The 14,939-nt window shown below is 75.9% G+C and carries 15 protein-coding genes; 7 read left to right on the forward strand and 8 right to left on the reverse strand.

What is annotated here, in order from left to right; translation table 11 throughout:
- The 4 genes from OZ948_18010 to OZ948_18025 form a co-directional block, all read right to left on the reverse strand.
- A partial coding sequence (locus OZ948_18010) for a CusA/CzcA family heavy metal efflux RND transporter (protein ID MEB2346625.1) occupies positions 1-2,323 on the reverse strand: 2,323 nt, incomplete at its 3' end.
- A gap of 71 nt (positions 2,324-2,394) precedes the next feature.
- Complete coding sequence (locus tag OZ948_18015; protein ID MEB2346626.1) at positions 2,395-3,354, reverse strand: efflux RND transporter periplasmic adaptor subunit; 960 nt, start codon at positions 3,352-3,354, stop codon at positions 2,395-2,397.
- A complete protein-coding gene (locus tag OZ948_18020) occupies positions 3,351-4,703 on the reverse strand; it encodes a TolC family protein (protein MEB2346627.1) in 1,353 nt (450 codons plus the stop codon). Before OZ948_18020 ends, OZ948_18015 begins: the two co-directional genes overlap by 4 nt.
- A 96-nt stretch (positions 4,704-4,799) precedes the next feature.
- On the reverse strand, positions 4,800-5,219 hold the full coding sequence (locus OZ948_18025) for a hypothetical protein (GenBank protein MEB2346628.1): 420 nt from the start codon (positions 5,217-5,219) through the stop codon (positions 4,800-4,802).
- A 101-nt stretch (positions 5,220-5,320) separates the two neighbouring features.
- Between OZ948_18025 and OZ948_18030 the strand changes: the two genes are divergently transcribed.
- Positions 5,321-5,983: a class I SAM-dependent methyltransferase gene (locus OZ948_18030; protein MEB2346629.1), complete on the forward strand. Its 663-nt coding sequence runs from the start codon at positions 5,321-5,323 to the stop codon at positions 5,981-5,983.
- Here OZ948_18030 and OZ948_18035 read toward each other — a convergent pair.
- Positions 5,961-6,641 (reverse strand): glutathione S-transferase family protein, encoded by a 681-nt coding sequence (locus tag OZ948_18035; protein ID MEB2346630.1) that lies wholly within the window; start codon positions 6,639-6,641, stop codon positions 5,961-5,963. The two genes, OZ948_18030 and OZ948_18035, sit on opposite strands and share 23 nt — an antisense overlap.
- 99 nt (positions 6,642-6,740) lie before the next feature.
- Here OZ948_18035 and OZ948_18040 point away from each other — a divergent pair, with 99 nt between their 5' ends.
- Genes OZ948_18040 through OZ948_18050 form a run of 3 tightly spaced genes read left to right on the forward strand, consistent with a single transcriptional unit; the run spans position 6,741 to position 9,988 of the window.
- Positions 6,741-7,430, forward strand: a complete 690-nt coding sequence (locus OZ948_18040) for a TetR/AcrR family transcriptional regulator (protein ID MEB2346631.1) — start codon at positions 6,741-6,743, stop codon at positions 7,428-7,430.
- Positions 7,423-8,427: an HlyD family secretion protein gene (locus OZ948_18045; protein MEB2346632.1), complete on the forward strand. Its 1,005-nt coding sequence runs from the start codon at positions 7,423-7,425 to the stop codon at positions 8,425-8,427. The genes OZ948_18040 and OZ948_18045 overlap by 8 nt, the downstream gene beginning before the upstream one ends.
- A complete protein-coding gene (locus tag OZ948_18050) occupies positions 8,411-9,988 on the forward strand; it encodes a DHA2 family efflux MFS transporter permease subunit (GenBank protein MEB2346633.1) in 1,578 nt (525 codons plus the stop codon). The genes OZ948_18045 and OZ948_18050 overlap by 17 nt, the downstream gene beginning before the upstream one ends.
- 1 nt (position 9,989) lies before the next feature.
- Here OZ948_18050 and OZ948_18055 read toward each other — a convergent pair whose 3' ends face one another.
- Positions 9,990-10,481 carry a hypothetical protein gene (locus OZ948_18055; GenBank protein MEB2346634.1) on the reverse strand — a complete coding sequence of 164 codons (492 nt, stop codon included), beginning with the start codon at positions 10,479-10,481 and terminating at the stop codon, positions 9,990-9,992.
- 96 nt (positions 10,482-10,577) lie between these two features.
- On the opposite strand from OZ948_18055, the gene OZ948_18060 reads away from it, so the two are divergent.
- Entirely contained in the window at positions 10,578-10,799 is a 222-nt protein-coding gene (locus OZ948_18060) for a hypothetical protein (protein MEB2346635.1), read from the forward strand.
- Positions 10,800-10,809: 10 nt separating this feature from the next.
- On the opposite strand, the gene OZ948_18065 is transcribed toward OZ948_18060, so the two are convergent.
- Positions 10,810-11,370 carry a flavodoxin family protein gene (locus tag OZ948_18065; protein ID MEB2346636.1) on the reverse strand — a complete coding sequence of 187 codons (561 nt, stop codon included), beginning with the start codon at positions 11,368-11,370 and terminating at the stop codon, positions 10,810-10,812.
- A gap of 49 nt (positions 11,371-11,419) precedes the next feature.
- A complete protein-coding gene (locus OZ948_18070; GenBank protein ID MEB2346637.1) occupies positions 11,420-12,367 on the reverse strand; it encodes an RluA family pseudouridine synthase in 948 nt (315 codons plus the stop codon).
- An 86-nt stretch (positions 12,368-12,453) separates the two neighbouring features.
- On the opposite strand from OZ948_18070, the gene OZ948_18075 reads away from it, so the two are divergent.
- Together OZ948_18075 and OZ948_18080 are read left to right on the forward strand one after the other, a co-directional pair.
- Positions 12,454-13,968: a 2-isopropylmalate synthase gene (locus OZ948_18075; protein ID MEB2346638.1), complete on the forward strand. Its 1,515-nt coding sequence runs from the start codon at positions 12,454-12,456 to the stop codon at positions 13,966-13,968.
- Positions 13,965-14,939, forward strand: coding sequence for a hypothetical protein (locus OZ948_18080; protein ID MEB2346639.1), 975 nt, complete (start codon positions 13,965-13,967; stop codon positions 14,937-14,939). Before OZ948_18075 ends, OZ948_18080 begins: the two co-directional genes overlap by 4 nt.

Consider the following 14,939-nt stretch of genomic DNA (forward strand, 5'->3'; position numbering starts at 1 on the left):
GGCGCACGACCAGGTCGAAGCGCCGGTCGCCCTCGAAGACCTGCCCCGCCACCTCGCCGCCGATCGCGATGCGCGCCACCTCCTGCACCTCGTCGAGCGAGAGGCCGAAGCGCGCCAGCGCGGCGCGGTCGAAGCGGATCTCGAGGAAGGGGAGCCCGGCGCCCTGCTCGGCCTTCACGTCGGCCGCCCCCCGGATCCCCTCGAGGACTCCGGCGACCTCCTCGCCGAGGTGCTGCAGCGTCGCGAAGTCGTCGCCGAAGATCTTGACCGCGACGTCGCTGCGCACGCCGGCGATCAGCTCGTTGAAGCGCAGCTCGATCGGCTGGCTGATCTCGTAGCTGTTGCCGGGCTGGGTTGCGAGCCGCTCCTCGATTTCCGTCACGAGGCGCGCCTTCGGCTTCTCGGGATCCGGCCAGGCGCTCCGCGGCTTCAGCATGACGTAGCCGTCCGCGATGCTCGGCGGCATCGGGTCGGTGGCGATCTCCGCGGTGCCGATCCGGGCCATCGTGTGCGAGACCTCGGGCAGCGCGAGCAGCGCCCGCTCCACGCCCTTCTGCATCGCGATCGACTGCGTGAGGCTGGTGCCGGGGATGCGCAGCGCCTGCACCGCGACGTCCCCCTCGTCGAGGGTCGGGATGAACTCGCGGCCCATGCCCGACGCCAGCCCGAGCGCACCGGCGGCCAGGGCCGCGGCGGCGGCGAGCACGGGCAGCGGCCGCGCGAGCGCGTGCTCGAGGACCCAGGCGTAGCCGCGCCGCGCCCCGCCCATCAACGCGTTCTCGCGCTCGCGCACCCGGCCGCCGAGGAAGACGGCCACCGCGGCCGGCACGAAGGTCACCGAGAGCAGCAGCGCCGCGAGCAGCGCCAGGATCACGGTGATCGCCATCGGCTGGAACATCTTCCCCTCGACGCCCGCGAGCGCGAGGATCGGCACGTAGACGATCAGGATGATCGTCACGCCGAAGACGCTCGGCCGGACCACCTGCCGGGTCGCCTCCGCCACCGTGTCGAGGCGCTCCGCCAGGGGAAGCGGGCCGCCGCGCTCGGCCTGCGCCTCCGCCAGGCGCCGGATGCAGTTCTCGACGATGATCACCGCGCCGTCCACGATCAGGCCGAAGTCGAGCGCGCCGAGGCTCATCAGGTTGCCGCTGATCCGCCCGCGGGCCATGCCCGCGAAGGTGAGCAGCATCGAGAGCGGGATCACCAGTGCGGTCAGGAAGGCTGCCCGCACGTTGCCGAGCAGCAGGAAGAGCACGACCACGACCAGCAGCGCGCCCTCGACGAGGTTGCGCTCGACCGTCGCGATCGTCCGCTCGACGAGCTCGCTGCGGTCGTAGACGGTTCGCGTGACGACGCCCTCCGGCAGGGTCTCGTTCACCTCGGCGAGCTTCGCGGCCACGCGCTGCGACACCGAGCGGCTGTTCTCGCCGAGCAGCATGATGACCGTGCCGAGCACCACCTCCTCGCCGTCCAGGGTGGCGGCTCCCGTCCGCAGCTCGCGCCCCGGCCCGACCTCGGCGACCTCCGCGACGCGCACCGGCACGCCCTCGTGCAGGCCGACCACGATCCGCTCGACGTCCTCCGGACCCGCCACCTGGCCGGGCGCGCGGACCAGCACCTGCTCGCCGTTCTTCTCGATGTAGCCCGCGCCGACGTTCGCGTTGTTGCGCGCGATGGCGTCGAGCAGGTCGCGGAACGAGAGCCCGTAGGCGACCAGGCGCTCGGGCCGCGGCGTCACGTGGATCTCCTGCGCGAAGCCGCCGATCGTGCTGACCTCCGCGACGCCGGACACCCCGCGCAGCTGCGGGCGCACGACCCAGTCCTGGAGCGTGCGCAGGCTGGTGGCGTCCCAGGGACGGCCCTGTGGATCGAGGGCGCCGGGCTCGGCCGCCATCGTGAACGAGAAGATCTCGCCGAGGCCCGTCGCGATCGGGCCGAGCGTCGGCTCGACGCCAGGCGGCAGCGAGCCCGCCGCCTCGCGCAGCCGCTCGCCGATCAGCTGGCGCGCGAAGTAGACGTCGGTGCCGTCCTCGAAGACCACCGTCACCTGCGAGAGCCCGTAGCGGGAGAGCGAGCGCGTGTGGTCGAGGCGCGGCAGGCCGGCCAGCGTGGTCTCGATCGGCACCGTGATCCGCTGCTCGATCTCGAGCGGCGAGAAGCCGGGCGCCTCGGTGTTCACCTGCACCTGCACGTTCGTGATGTCGGGCACGGCGTCGATCGGGAGCTGCGTGAAGCTCCAGGCGCCGAACGCGGCGGCGAACGCCGTGGCCGCCAGCACGAGCCAGCGGCGGCGCAACGAGAAGTGGATCACGGCGTCCAGCACGGCGCCCTCCTGCTCCTAGGCGACCGGCCGAAGCCGCGTCGGGGCGATCCTCTCCATCCCGTGTCGGTCTCCTAGTGCTCGTGGCTCGCGCCGGCCTTGCCGGCCTCGGCCTTCACGACGAAGCTCCCCTGGGCCGCGTAGCGCTGGCCGGCGGCCAGGCCCGCGCGCACCTCGACGCGCTCCGCGTCGCGGCGCCCGAGCTCGACGGGCTGCGCCACGAAGCCGCCCTCGCGCTCGAGGTAGACGACGTCGCGGTCGCCCAGCCGCTGCACGGCCCCGGCGGCGACCGCCACCGCCACGTCCTCGGACTCACGCTCGACCTCGGCGGTGACGAACAGGCCCGGGCGCCAGGTGCGATCCGGGTTCGGCAGCACGGCCCGCGCCAGGAGCGTCTGGGTGTTCGGTGCCCCGACCGGCGAGAGATACGAGATCGTGCTCTCCGCGGGCGGCGTGCCGTCGCCGGCGTCGACGCGTACGCGCTGGCCGAGCCGCAGCCGGCCGAAGTCGGGGCGGTAGACGTCGAGATCCACCCACACGGTCGAGAGGTCGGCGATCACGAAGATCTCCTGCTCGCTCGACACGAACTCGCCGGGTGCGATCTCCTTGGCGATCACGGTGCCCGCGAGGCGCGCGCGCACCTCGTAGGGGTGCAGGCTCTCGTTGCTCTCGATGACCGCGAGCAGGTCACCGGGCGCGACCCGATCGCCGACGCGCTTGTGGACCGCGAGCACCGCGCCCGGGAAGCGCGGCCGGAGATGGGCGAGCGCGTCCTCGTTGGCGGTGATGCGGCCCCCCAGCACCACGTGCTCGTGGATCGTCGCGGGGCCGGCGGTGGCAACCTCGATGCCGGCGGCTGCGCGCTGCGCAGCGTCCATCGGGATCGGCTCCGGCGCGGACGCGTGGTCGTGGCCGTCGCGCTCGGGCCCATGGGCTTCGCTCCCGTCGTCTGCGTGCGGCTCGCCGGCTCCGCAGCCGGCCAGGGCCCCGGCGATCGCGAGCGCCGCCGCTCGCAGGAGCGTCCCGCGGATCATCGGGCCGCCCTCCCGAGCGGTGCGCCGGTGAGGCGCTCCAGCCGATGCGCGGCGCGCTGCGCCTCGAGCAGGGCGTCGACCCGGCGCAGGGAGGTGGCGATCCGCTCGGCCTCGGCCTCCAGCACCTCGTGCTGGGAGTTGCGGCCGGCCTCGTAGCCGCGCCGGAGCTCGGCGGCGAGGCGATCGAGCGCAGGGAGCACGCTCGCACCGAGCCGCTCCGCCTCCGCGCTCGAGGCCAGGAGCGCGGCCCGCGCCGCCGCGAGCTCGGCGTCCGCGCGCTGCTCCGCCGCGCGCTGCTCCTGCTCGACCCGGGCGCGCCGGTAGCGCGCCTCCGCGATCGCCCCGTCGTTGCGATCCCAGAGCGGAAGCGGGAGCGACGCCCCGAAGACGAGCGTCGCGTCGTCGGAGCCGGCCAGGTAGCGCGGCCCTGCCGCGAGCGTCACGTCGGGCACGCGCGCGCTGCGGGCGCCCGCGAGCTCGGCGTCGCGGCCCTCGCGCGCCACGGCCCAGCGCGCCCGCTCGGGGCTCCCGGCCGCACGGCTGCGCAGCTCGTCGAGGGGCGGCGGCTCGGGCGGCACCCCGAGGTCGCCGGCGGCGCGCTCGAAGCGGGCCTCCGTGCCGCCCCACTGCTGGGCGAGCGCCGCACGTGCGACCGCCACCGCGCGCTCGGCGCGTTCGCTCGCGAGGGCGGCTTCGGCAACGGTGACGTCGGCGCGGATCCGCTCGGCCGGCGAGGCCAGCCCGGCCGCGACCCGCTGCCGGGCAGCGCGACCGAGCGCCGCGGCGAGGCGGGCGGCAGCGGCGGCAAGCCGGCTCCTCTCCTGCGCGGCGAGCAGCTCGGCGAACGCGTCCGCGGTCGCGGTGAAGACGTCGAGACGGCGCGCCTCGTGGTCCCAGCCGGCCAGCCCGCGCTCGGCCTCGGCGAGACGCACGCGCGCCGCGCGCTTGCCGCCGAGCTCGACGAGCTGCCCGATCTCGAGCGTCGTCTGCGACTCGCTCGCACCCCCGAGCTCCCCGCTGCCGAGGACGTCCTCGACCTCGAGCGAGAGGGTCGGGTTCGGGCGCCGGCCGGCCTGGAGCAGCGCCGCCTCGCGCGCGCGCAGCTCGTAGGCCTCGGAGGCGAGCTCGGGGTTCCCGAGCAGCGCGGCCGCGAGCGCGTCCTCGAGGCCCAGGACGCCCGTGGGATCCACGGCCGCCGGCGCGGCGCTCGCCGCCGGATCCGCGGCAGCGGAGAAGGTGGGGAGCTCGCGGCCCAGGGGGAGCGGGCCGGGCGGCCCGGGCTGGGCCTGCGCAGGGGCGGCGAGCGCGGCGCACAGCGCCGGCGCCCAGGCCGCGACGGATCGTCGCATCGTGTCGTCCTCGCACGGGAGACGGAGGCACGCGCGCGGCCTCGAGGCCGCGCACGCGGAACGCGCGCGCCCTCGCGCGCGCAGCACGGCCTCCGTCTAGACGCGCAGGACGACGGTGCGCAGGAGCGCCGCGCTGCGTCCCGCGGCACGCAGCCCCCCGTTCCACGGGAGCTCCGCGATCGACGCGGGCGCGAGCGCGACGCCGGCCGCCAGCCAGGCGGGCGGTGCCGGGAGGCGACGGGCGCCCTCCCGCAGCGGATCGGACGCCACGAGGTGGACGACGTGGTCCCCTTCGTGGGCTTCGAGGCCCGGGCCGCCGTGATCGTCGTGGCGGTCGTGATGGAGGACCACGTCCAGGTGGCCGGTGTCGGGCTCGAGCGAGAGCCGGTGCCCGCCGTCCAGGCTCGCTGCGAGCGATCCGACGAGGACGCCCGGGTGCGCCGCGAAGAGGTACGCGAGCGTCGAGGCCAGCAGGGCGGCGCGGACCAGGGGTCGGCGGGGCGGAACGGACTTCACGGCGGGCCCAGGCTCCCGGAGGCGGATCCGCATGTCAACCGCGCCGGCTCCGCCCGCCCAGCGCGGTAGATTGTGCCTCCCACCCGGCTCGCGAGGCCCCGATGCCCGACGCCCCCAAGTCCTTCCACCTCTCGCCCGCCGTCCACGACTACCTGGTCCGGCACGGCACCCCGCCCGACGCCGTGCAGCAGGAGCTGATCGCGGCGACGAAGCAGCTCGGCGGGATCTCGCTCATGCAGATCGCGCCCGAGCAGGGCGCCTTCCTGACCCTGCTCGCGCGCGCGATCGGCGCGCGCCAAGCGCTCGAGGTCGGCACCTTCACCGGCTACTCGGCCCTGTGCATCGCGCGCGGGCTCGCGCCCGGGGGCCGGCTGCTCTGCTGCGACGTCTCCGAGGAGTGGACCGCGATCGCGCGCCGCTTCTGGGCGAAGGCGGGCGTCGCCGAGCGCATCGAGCTGCGCCTCGGCCCGGCGGCCGAGACGCTCGCCGCGCTGCCGCGCGAGCCCCGCTTCGACCTCGCCTTCCTCGACGCCGACAAGGGCGGCTACCCGCTCTACTACGAGGAGATCCTGGAGCGGCTGCGCCCGGGCGGGCTCGTGCTCGTCGACAACGTGCTCTGGTTCGGGCGCGTCGCCGACCCGGCGGCCGACGACGAGGCGACCGGGCAGATCCGGGCCTTCAACGCGAAGCTCGCCGCCGATCCGCGCGTCGAGGTCGTCCTGCTCCCGATCGGCGACGGGCTCACGATCGCGCGCAAGCGCTGAGCGCCACGGCGTCGGTCTCCGGGATGCGCTCGGGCTCCGCGCGGGCCGCGGCCGTCCACTCGCAGAGCGCGGGGAGCGCGCGCACCGCGTCGGCGTAGGCCCGCGCCGCCGGCGGGAGCGCCACGCCGTAGCTGTGGAAGCGCGTCACCACGGGCGCGTACATCGCGTCGGCGATCGTGAAGGAGCCGAAGAGGAAGGGCCCGGCCAGACCGGAGCGCGCGCGGCAGCCCTCCCAGATCGCGACGACGCGCTCGACCTCGGCGTGCACCTCGGGTGCCAGCGCGAGGTGCGCGCCCTCCGCGCGCAGGTTCATCGGCAGGGCGCTGCGCAGCGCGGCGAAGCCCGCGTGCATCTCCGCGCTGATCGCCCGCGCGTGCGCGCGCGCGGCCGCCTCCGCCGGCCACAGGCCCGCCTGCGGCGCTTGCTCGGCGGCGTACTCGCAGATCGCGAGCGAGTCCCAGACCGTGAGCGCACCGTCGTGCAGGACAGGCACCCAGCCGGCGGGCGAGTGGCGGAGGATCGCCGCCCGGGTCCCCGCGACCGAGAGGGGGATGCGCTGCTCCTCGAAGGCGAGCCCGGCCATGCGCAACGCGAGCCAGGCGCGCAGCGACCACGACGAGTAGTTCTTGTTGCCGATCACGAGGATCCGGGACGCCAACGCTCCTCCCTGCCGCGCGCCGGGCGCCGGTCGCCGCCCCGCGGCCTGCGGGCGGGCCCTTGTCGCAAGGCACGCAGTAGGTTAGTAAACGCTCACTCGATGTCCTCCTCGACCCCGCGGCCCCGTCCCCGCCGCCGGCCGGCCGCCGCCACGCGCCCGGCCCGCCGGGAGCGCCCGCGCGGGGCCGAGCGCCGGCGCCAGATCCTCGACGAGGCGGCGCGCCTGTTCGCGAGCGCCGGCTTCCGCGGCGTCACGACGCGCGACGTGGCGGCGCGGGTCGGCATCACCGAGGCCGCGCTCTACCGCTACTTCCCGGGCAAGGAGGCGATCTACGCGGCGATCCTCGAGGAGCGCATGGCCAGCGCCGACCCGCTGGCGGCGCTCGAGGAGGCGGCCGCCGCGGGCCGCGACCGCGAGGTGTTCACGGGCCTCGCGCTGCTCCTCCTGCGGCGGGTCGAGCAGGACCCCTCGCTGCTGCGCCTGCTGCTCTTCTCCGCGCTCGAGGGCCACGACATGGCGGGCCCCTTCCAGGAGAAGCGCATCCGGCGCCTGCGCAGCTTCCTCGAGGAGTACGCCAAGCGCCGCCAGCGCGAGGGCGCCTTCCGCGGCATCGACCCGGCCCTGACGGCGCGCGCCTTCATCGGGATGGTCGTGGACCACCTGATCGTGCGGCACGTCTTCGGGCAGCGCGACGCCTACCCGCAGCCGCCCGAGGCGGTCGCCGAGGCCTACGTCGCGATCTTCCTCGACGGCGTGCGCGCCCGGGCCGGGCGGGCCCGCCGTGGCTGAGGCCGCCGCCGCCGGCCGCGGGCGCTCGCGCGTGGCGGCACGCCCGCTCCTGCTGGGCGCCGTCGCGCTCGCCGTGCTGGCCGCCGGCACCGTGTGGCTGCTCGGCCTGCGCGGGGTCGAGAGCACCGACGACGCCTTTGTCGAGGGCCATCTCGTCTTCCTCTCGCCGCGCGTGGGCGGCCACGTCGTCGAGGTCCTGGTCGACGAGCACCAGCACGTCGAGGCCGGCCAGGTGCTGGTGCGGCTCGACCCGGCCGACTTCGAGGCGCGCGTGGCGCGCGCGCGCGCCGACCTCGACGCCGCGCGCAACCGCATCGCCCAGGCGAGCGCGGCCGCCGGCGCCGCGGGCGCCCGGGCCGCCGCGGCGGACGTGCGCCTGCGCCACGCCGAGCGCGAGCTCGGCCGCGTGCGCGGGCTCCTTGCCGCGGGCGCCGCGAGCCGCACGGCGCTCGACGACGCCCAGGCGCAGCGCGACGCCGCCGAGGCCGAGCTGCGCGCCGCCCGCGAAGGCGAGCTTGCCGAGCGCGCCGCGCTCGGCAACGAGGCGCCGGTGCGCCAGGCCGAGGCTGCCCTGCGCGAGGCCGGGCTCGCGCTCGAGCATGCCGTGCTGCGGGCGCCCTTCGCGGGCACGATCGGCCGGCGCAGCGTCGAGGTGGGGGCGAACGTGGCACCCGGCCAGGCGCTGCTCGCCCTCACCGCCGACGGCGAGACCTGGGTCACCGCCAACTTCAAGGAGACCCAGATCCGCGCGATGCGGCCCGGCGATCCCGTCGAGATCCACGTCGACGCCTTCCCGGACCGGCCCGTGCGCGGCCACGTCGAGTCGCTGGCGCCGGCGACCGGCGCCCAGTACGCGCTCTTGCCGCCCGACAACGCGACCGGGAACTTCACGAAGGTGGTGCAGCGCGTGCCGGTGCGGATCGCGCTCGAGCAGGAGCCGGGCGCCCCGCCGCTCCCCGTCGGCCTCTCGGTGACCGCCCGTGTCCGCGTCCGCTGAGGGCATCCCGCGCGCCGCGCCCGCAGCGGAGGGCCTGTCGCTCGCCCGCTGGCTGATGATCCTCGGCGTGATGCTGGCGGTGATGCTCGAGATCATCGACGCCAGCATCGTCAACGTCGCGATGCCCGTGATGATGGGCAACCTCGGCGCCACCGTGGACGAGATCTCGTGGGTGGCGACCAGCTACATCATCGCGAACGTCGTCGTGATCCCGATGACGAGCTGGCTCGCCGGCCGCTTCGGGCGGCGCCGCTACTTCGTCGGCTCGATCCTGCTCTTCACCGGAGCCTCGTTCCTGTGCGGAACGGCGCAGACCCTGCCGGTGCTGGTCGCCTTCCGCGTGCTGCAGGGGCTCGGCGGGGGCGCGCTGCTCGCGACCTCGCAGTCGATCCTGGTCGAGACCTTCCCGCCGGAGCAGCAGGGCACCGGGCAGGCGATCTTCGGGATGGGCGCGATGCTCGGCCCGAGCCTCGGCCCGACGCTCGGCGGCTGGATCACGGACCAGTGGTCGTGGCCCTGGATCTTCTTCGTGAACGTGCCGCTCGGGATCGCCGCGGCGGCGCTGTGCTTCCGCTACCTGCCGGAGCCGCGCGCCGGCGCCCGGCGCGACACCCGCGTCGACTGGCCCGGGATCGCGCTGCTGGTGGTCGGCGTCGCCGCGCTCCAGACGTTCCTCGAGCGCGGCAACCGGCTCGACTGGTTCGAGAGCGGCTTCATCGTGGCGCTCGCGCTCGTGGCGGCGGTGGCGCTCGCGTGCTTCGTCTGGCACGAGCTGCGCACCGAGCACCCGGTCGTGGACCTGCGCGTGTTCCGCCACCGCGCGCTCGCGGTCGGCTGCGCCTGGGGGGCGGCGATCGGGGTCGGCCTCTACGGCAGCGTGTTCCTGCTGCCCCTCTTCACCCAGAACCTGCTCCACTTCACGAGCTGGCAGTCGGGGCTCGCGATCCTGCCGTCGTCGCTCGCGACGGCGCTCATGATGCCGATCGCGGGCCGCCTCGTGTGGCGCCTCGGCCCGGCGCCGCTGCTCGGCGCCGGCCTCCTCGCCTTCGTCCCGGCGGTCTACGCGATGAGCCACTGGACCCTGCAGAGCGGCTACTGGGACCTGTTCTGGCCCCAGGTCGGGCGCGGCGTCGCGATGGGGCTCATGTTCGTGCCGCTCTCCACCGCGACCCTGCGCGCGCTGCCCCCGGCGGAGGTGCTGCAGGGCGCCGGGCTCTACAACCTGTTCCGCCAGCTCGGCGGCAGCATGGGCATCGCGACGCTCGCGACGCTCGTCGACCACCGCGGCGCGCTGCACCGCGCGCTCCTGGCCGAGCACGTGACGCCGCTCTCGGAGGCCGCCCGCGTGCGCCTCGACCTGTTCACGGCCGGGCTCGTGGCGCGCGGCCTCGACCCCGAGACCGCCGCCCGGGCCGCCTACGAGGCGCTCGAGCGGATCGTCGCGTCGCAGGCCGCGCTGCTCGCCTTCCGCGACTGCTACCTGCTGATCGTCCTGCTGTTCCTGGCGCTCGTGCCGCTCGTGCCGCTGCTGCAGCGCCCGCCGGCCGCGCCGGCGCGCTGAGCTACTCGCCGCCCGCGAAGGCGAGGCCGCACTCGGGACACTCGGCGGCGTCGGCTGCGAGCGGCGCCTCGCAGCCCGGGCAGGCCTCCGCCTCGTCCCAGGCCGACCGGGCGTCCTCGGGAAGGTCCGGGACCTGGGTGCGCGCGAAGTCGGCGTCGATGCGGGCGGCGGCGGCCACGTCGGCGGGGCGCACGAAGAGCGTGCAGCGGATCGCGCCCATCCCGGCGCCCTGCACGCGGCGCTCGTCGGCCTCGGTCGGCAGCTCCACCCGGCTCGGCACGCCGGCCTCGGCGAGGGCCGCCGCGAGGCCCTCGATCCAGCTCACCTCGGCGTGGCGCACGGCCACGAGGTCGGCGGCCGGCGGCAGCTCGAAGCCCGGGTCCGGGGCGCCGGTGGGGCCCTCGAAGCCCAGCGCGACCCCGCAGTCCACGCAGGTGCTGGCGGTCAGCACGTACTCCTCCCCGCAGCGGGGGCAGACCTTCATCGCGTCCACGGGACGGCTCCCCCCGCCCCGGACGCCCGGCGGGCCTCGTGCTCACGCGCGCGCGGCGGCCGGTCGAAACGCCGGAGGGACACCCGGGAGGGATCCATGCGCAACGTCTTCATCCTGCTCCTCATGGTCGTGGCGATCTGGACCGCCGTCGAGGTGATGAACCACGGCATGGGCGGGGCCTTCGACGGCCTGTTCGTCGAGCTCGGGATGGCCGATCCCGGCGCGGGCCCCGAGGACACGCCGATGGGCCGCGCCGAGGCCGGCGTCGAGCGCGCGTACGAGCGCGCCGAACGGCGCGTGGACGAGGCCGTCCAGTAGGACCGCCCGCTCACGGCGCCGGCTCGGCGGGCGCGGGCACCGCCCCCGCGCGCCAGCGCATCGTACACTCCGCGACGTAGCGCCCGTGGGCGCGCGCCATCCGCAGGTGCGCCTCGCTCGGGCCCGCGACCCCCTGGCGCAGGTTCGTCCACGCGATCGGCCCCCAGTGGCAGCCCGCGGCCCCGAAGCCCTCGAGGCGGTTGTGGACGGTCACCAGCAGCATCCCGTTCTCGGCGAGGAAGGCGAGCAGCGAGAGCAGCGCCAGCTCGCCGCCGCCGCGCGCGCCGAGGCCGGCCGTGGCGAACGCGGCCCCGATCCGGCCGGTCAGCGCCCCCTGCATCCACAGCGGCGCCGAGCGCTCGAAGAAGGCCCGCATCGACGACTCGACCCCGCCCATGTGCACGCCGCTGCCGAGGATCAGCGCGTCGGCGGCCAGCAGGTCGGCGTCGCCGGCCTCGTCGGCGCGACGCACGACCACGTCGGCACCCGCCTCCTTGGCGCCCGCCGCCACGGCCTCCGCCATGCGCGCTGTGCGCCCGGTCTGCGAGGCGACGACGATCAGGACCCGCATCGCCGGCGACGCTACCACGGCGGGGCGGCGCGCGGACGGCCCCGGGGATTCAGGCAGCCGGCGGGTCGTCGAGACCGGCGGCGGCGAGGGCGCCCGCGAGGTCGGCCGGGTCCGGGCTCTCGGCGCGCACCTCCTCGAAGCGCAGCCCCGCCGCGTGCAGGAGCTGGCGCGCCGCGGCGCTCGGGTCGTCGGGCGACCCGTAGCTGCGGTCGCCGCACACGGGATGGCCGAGCCAGGCGAGGGTGGCCCGGATCTGGTGCAGGAAGCCGGTGCGCGGCCACACCTCGAGGAGCGTGACCCCCGCGCCGCTCGCGAGCGCGCGCCAGCGCAGCCCGGCGCGCCGCGCGCCCGGGGGCACGGGGCCCTCGCCCTCGCCCACCACCGCGACCCGCGCCGGGCGATGGCGCGTCACCGCAAGATCCACCTCGACCGCGCCTTCACCCGCGAGCCGGCCCACCACGAGCGCGCGGTAGCGCTTCTCGACGCGGTGCTCGCGGAACGCGGCCCGCAGGCGCTCCCAGGCGGCCTCGCCGGTCGCGAGCAGCAGCACGCCCGAGGTGTCGACGTCGAGCCGGTGCACGACGCCGCTGCGCAGGCCGCCCTCGCCGACCCCGTGCAGCTCCGGGTGGCGCGCGGCGAGCGCGTTCAGGACGGTGCCGCCCTCGTCCTCGCGGAGCGGGTGCACCGGGCGGCCCGCGGGCTTGTCGACGGCGACCCAGCCGGGGCCCGACGCGAGCACCACGAGCGGGGCCTCCGGCTCGGGCCGCGCGCGCCGCTCGTCCGGCGCGGCGAAGCCCCCGACCTCGACGCGCGCGCCGGCCGCGACGGCGCGCGCCTTGTCGCGGTAGCCGAGCGGCTGCCCGCCGAGGCGCACCGCGCCGCGGGCGAGCAGCGCGCGCACCGCCGCGCGCCCCACCCCGAGGCGTGCCGCCAGCACGACGTCGAGGCGCGCGCCGGCCTCGCCCGCGGAGACCTCGAAGGACCGCTCGCCCACCACGCGCCGAGGGTAGCTTGCGCGCCCGACGTCGTTTGCGAGCCTCCCCCTCCGTGCCGGCCCCGAATCCCCCCGATCGCGTCCAGGTGATGGACACGACCCTGCGCGACGGCGAGCAGACGCCCGACGTCTCCTACACGCCGGTCGAGAAGCTCCAGCTCGCCCGCATGCTGCTCACCGAGGTGCGCGTCGACCGGATCGAGATCGCCCAGACGCGCGTCTCCGAGGGCGAGCGGCTGGCCGCGCGGCGCATCGCGGGCTGGGCGAAGCGCGAGGGCCTCGCCGAGCGCGTCGAGATCATGGGCTACTGCGACGGCGAGCTCTCGGTGCGCTGGATCAAGGGCGTGGGCGGCCGCGTCATGAACCTGCTCACCAAGGGCAGCGAGCGGCACTGCCGCGAGCAGCTCCGCCAGACCCCCGAGCAGCACCGCCAGAACGTGGCGGCGACGATCCGCCACGCCCACAAGGCGCGCGTCGCGGTGAACGTCTACCTCGAGGACTGGTCGAGCGGCGTGCGCGAGTCCTTCGACTACGTGTTCGCGATGGTGCAGGCGCTGCGCGCGCTGCCGGTCGGGCGCCTCTACCTGCCCGACACGCTCGGGATCCTCGGACCCGAGGACACGGCCCGCTACGTGGCGCTGATGACGGCCACCTGGCCCGACCTCCACTTCGAGTTCCACGGCCACAACGACTACGGGCTCGCCACCGCCAACTGCCTGGCCGCCGTGCGCGCCGGCGCGCGCGGCGTCCACACCAGCGTGAACGGGATGGGCGAGCGCGCCGGCAACACACGGCTCGCCGAGGTGGTGGCCGCCCTCCACGACCAGACCCCCTTCCGCACCCAGGTGGACGAGACCCGCCTCGTCACCGCGTCGCGCCTGGTCGAGACCTTCAGCGGCAAGCTGGTGTCGGCCAACGCGCCGATCGTGGGCACCGACGTCTTCACCCACTCGGGCGGCATCCACGCCGACGGCGACGCCAAGGGCGAGCTCTACACGACGGCGCTGGCACCGGCGCGCTTCGGGCGCGAGCGCCACTACGCGCTCGGGAAGCTCTCGGGCAAGGCCTCGCTCGCGCACAACCTGCGCACGCTCGGCATCGAGCTCTCCGACGAGGAGCGCACCCGCGTGCTCGGCCGGATCGTCGAGCTCGGCGACCGGAAGCACGCGGTCGGCCCCGCGGACCTGCCCTACCTCATCGCCGACGTGCTCGGGCGCCCCGAGCAGCGGCCCGTGCGGATCGAGTCGTACCGCGTGCTGGTGTCGTCTTCGGGCCTGCCGGAGGCCGAGGTCGAGGTGTCGATGCGCGGCCAGCGCCAAGCCGCCAAGGCCCACGGCGACGGCGGCTACGACGCCTTCATGCGCGCGCTAGCGAAGGCGCTGAAGCCCTTCGCCCTGGCCCTGCCGCGCCTGGCCGACTACCGGGTGCGGATCCCGCCGGGCGGCCACACGAGCGCGCTCGTCCAGACGGTGATCACCTGGCAGGGCGAGGGCGGGGAGGAGGGCACCTACTCGACGCTCGCCGTGGACTCCGACCAGCTCGCCGCCGCCGTGCTCGCCACCGAGAAGATGCTGAACGCGCTGGTGATGCGGACGGGGAAGTGAGGCGGGCGGGCGTCCTGCTCGTCGCGGGGATCGCGGCCTCCGTGCTCGGCGCCTGCGCCGGCCGCGCGCCCGCGCCCGCCGACCCGAAGTACCAGCCGACCGGCGACGTGCTCGAGGTCGTGGCCCTGCTGCGCCGCCACGTGCCGGACGACACCTACCGCTTCGAGCCGGCCCGCGACTTCACGGGCCGCAACGTGTACCGCGCCTCGCTGATCCGGCTCGAGAGCCTCGAGCGCGTGCACGCCGACGCGCTGCGCGCCGGCCACCTCGACGACGTGATCGCGTTCGCGAAGGGCCGCGCCCTCGAGCGCCTGCGCGCCTACGACCTGGCCGCCGCGCAGTACCGGCGCGCGGCGGAACGCGAAGGCGAGCTCCACGACGACGCGCTCCACAGCGCGGCGCTCTGCGACGCGCTCGCCGAGGCGATCGCGCTCGGCTACGAGCCCGACCGGCCGCTCCCGGAGGGCGCGGAGCGGGTCCCGCCGCCGGCGAGCGCCGAGGCCGCGATCGCCGGCTTCGACCGCCGCGTGGCCCTGCTCGAGGCCGTCGAGCACGAAGCTGCGGGCGGGCACCAGGTCTCCATCGCGCGCGAGGAGATCGAGCGGGCCGACCGCGCTCGCGCGCGCTGGTTCGTGGCGCGGCGCAAGATCGCGCCCGACGGTGACGTGCGCGCGATCGCCGAGCTGCAGCGGCTGGTGGCGCGCCACCGCGAGAGCCGCAACGCGAACCGCAACCTGCTCGAGCTCGCGGACCTCTACGCGCAGCTCGCCGAGGAGTACGTGGAGTCGCACCCGCCCGAGAGCCTGTGGTTCGACCCCGCCGTGTTCCAGGATCTGGTCGACGCCGCCTCGCGGCTCTTCGAGGCCGTGGCGAACCAGGACGGCGCCCCCGAGAAGCTCGAGGCCGGGCGCCGGCTCGAGGCCTTCATCGCCTTCACGCTGCGGGTCGACCGCGACCGCTTCAGCCCCTGA

The sequence above is a fragment of the Deltaproteobacteria bacterium genome (genome assembly GCA_035063765.1).
In the GTDB taxonomy this organism is placed as follows: domain Bacteria; phylum Myxococcota_A; class UBA9160; order UBA9160; family PR03; genus CAADGG01.

Bases quoted from the DNA above. Each gene is read 5' to 3' on its own strand.
- OZ948_18065 (MEB2346636.1), bottom strand. From the start codon at position 11,370: ATGCGGGTCCTGATCGTCGTCGCCTCGCAGACCGGGCGCACAGCGCGC.
- OZ948_18040 (MEB2346631.1), top strand. From the start codon at position 6,741: ATGTCCTCCTCGACCCCGCGGCCCCGTCCCCGCCGCCGGCCGGCCGCC.
- OZ948_18020 (MEB2346627.1), bottom strand. From the start codon at position 4,703: ATGCGACGATCCGTCGCGGCCTGGGCGCCGGCGCTGTGCGCCGCGCTC.
- OZ948_18030 (MEB2346629.1), top strand. From the start codon at position 5,321: ATGCCCGACGCCCCCAAGTCCTTCCACCTCTCGCCCGCCGTCCACGAC.
- OZ948_18075 (MEB2346638.1), top strand. From the start codon at position 12,454: ATGGACACGACCCTGCGCGACGGCGAGCAGACGCCCGACGTCTCCTAC.
- OZ948_18015 (MEB2346626.1), bottom strand. From the start codon at position 3,354: ATGATCCGCGGGACGCTCCTGCGAGCGGCGGCGCTCGCGATCGCCGGG.
- OZ948_18060 (MEB2346635.1), top strand. From the start codon at position 10,578: ATGCGCAACGTCTTCATCCTGCTCCTCATGGTCGTGGCGATCTGGACC.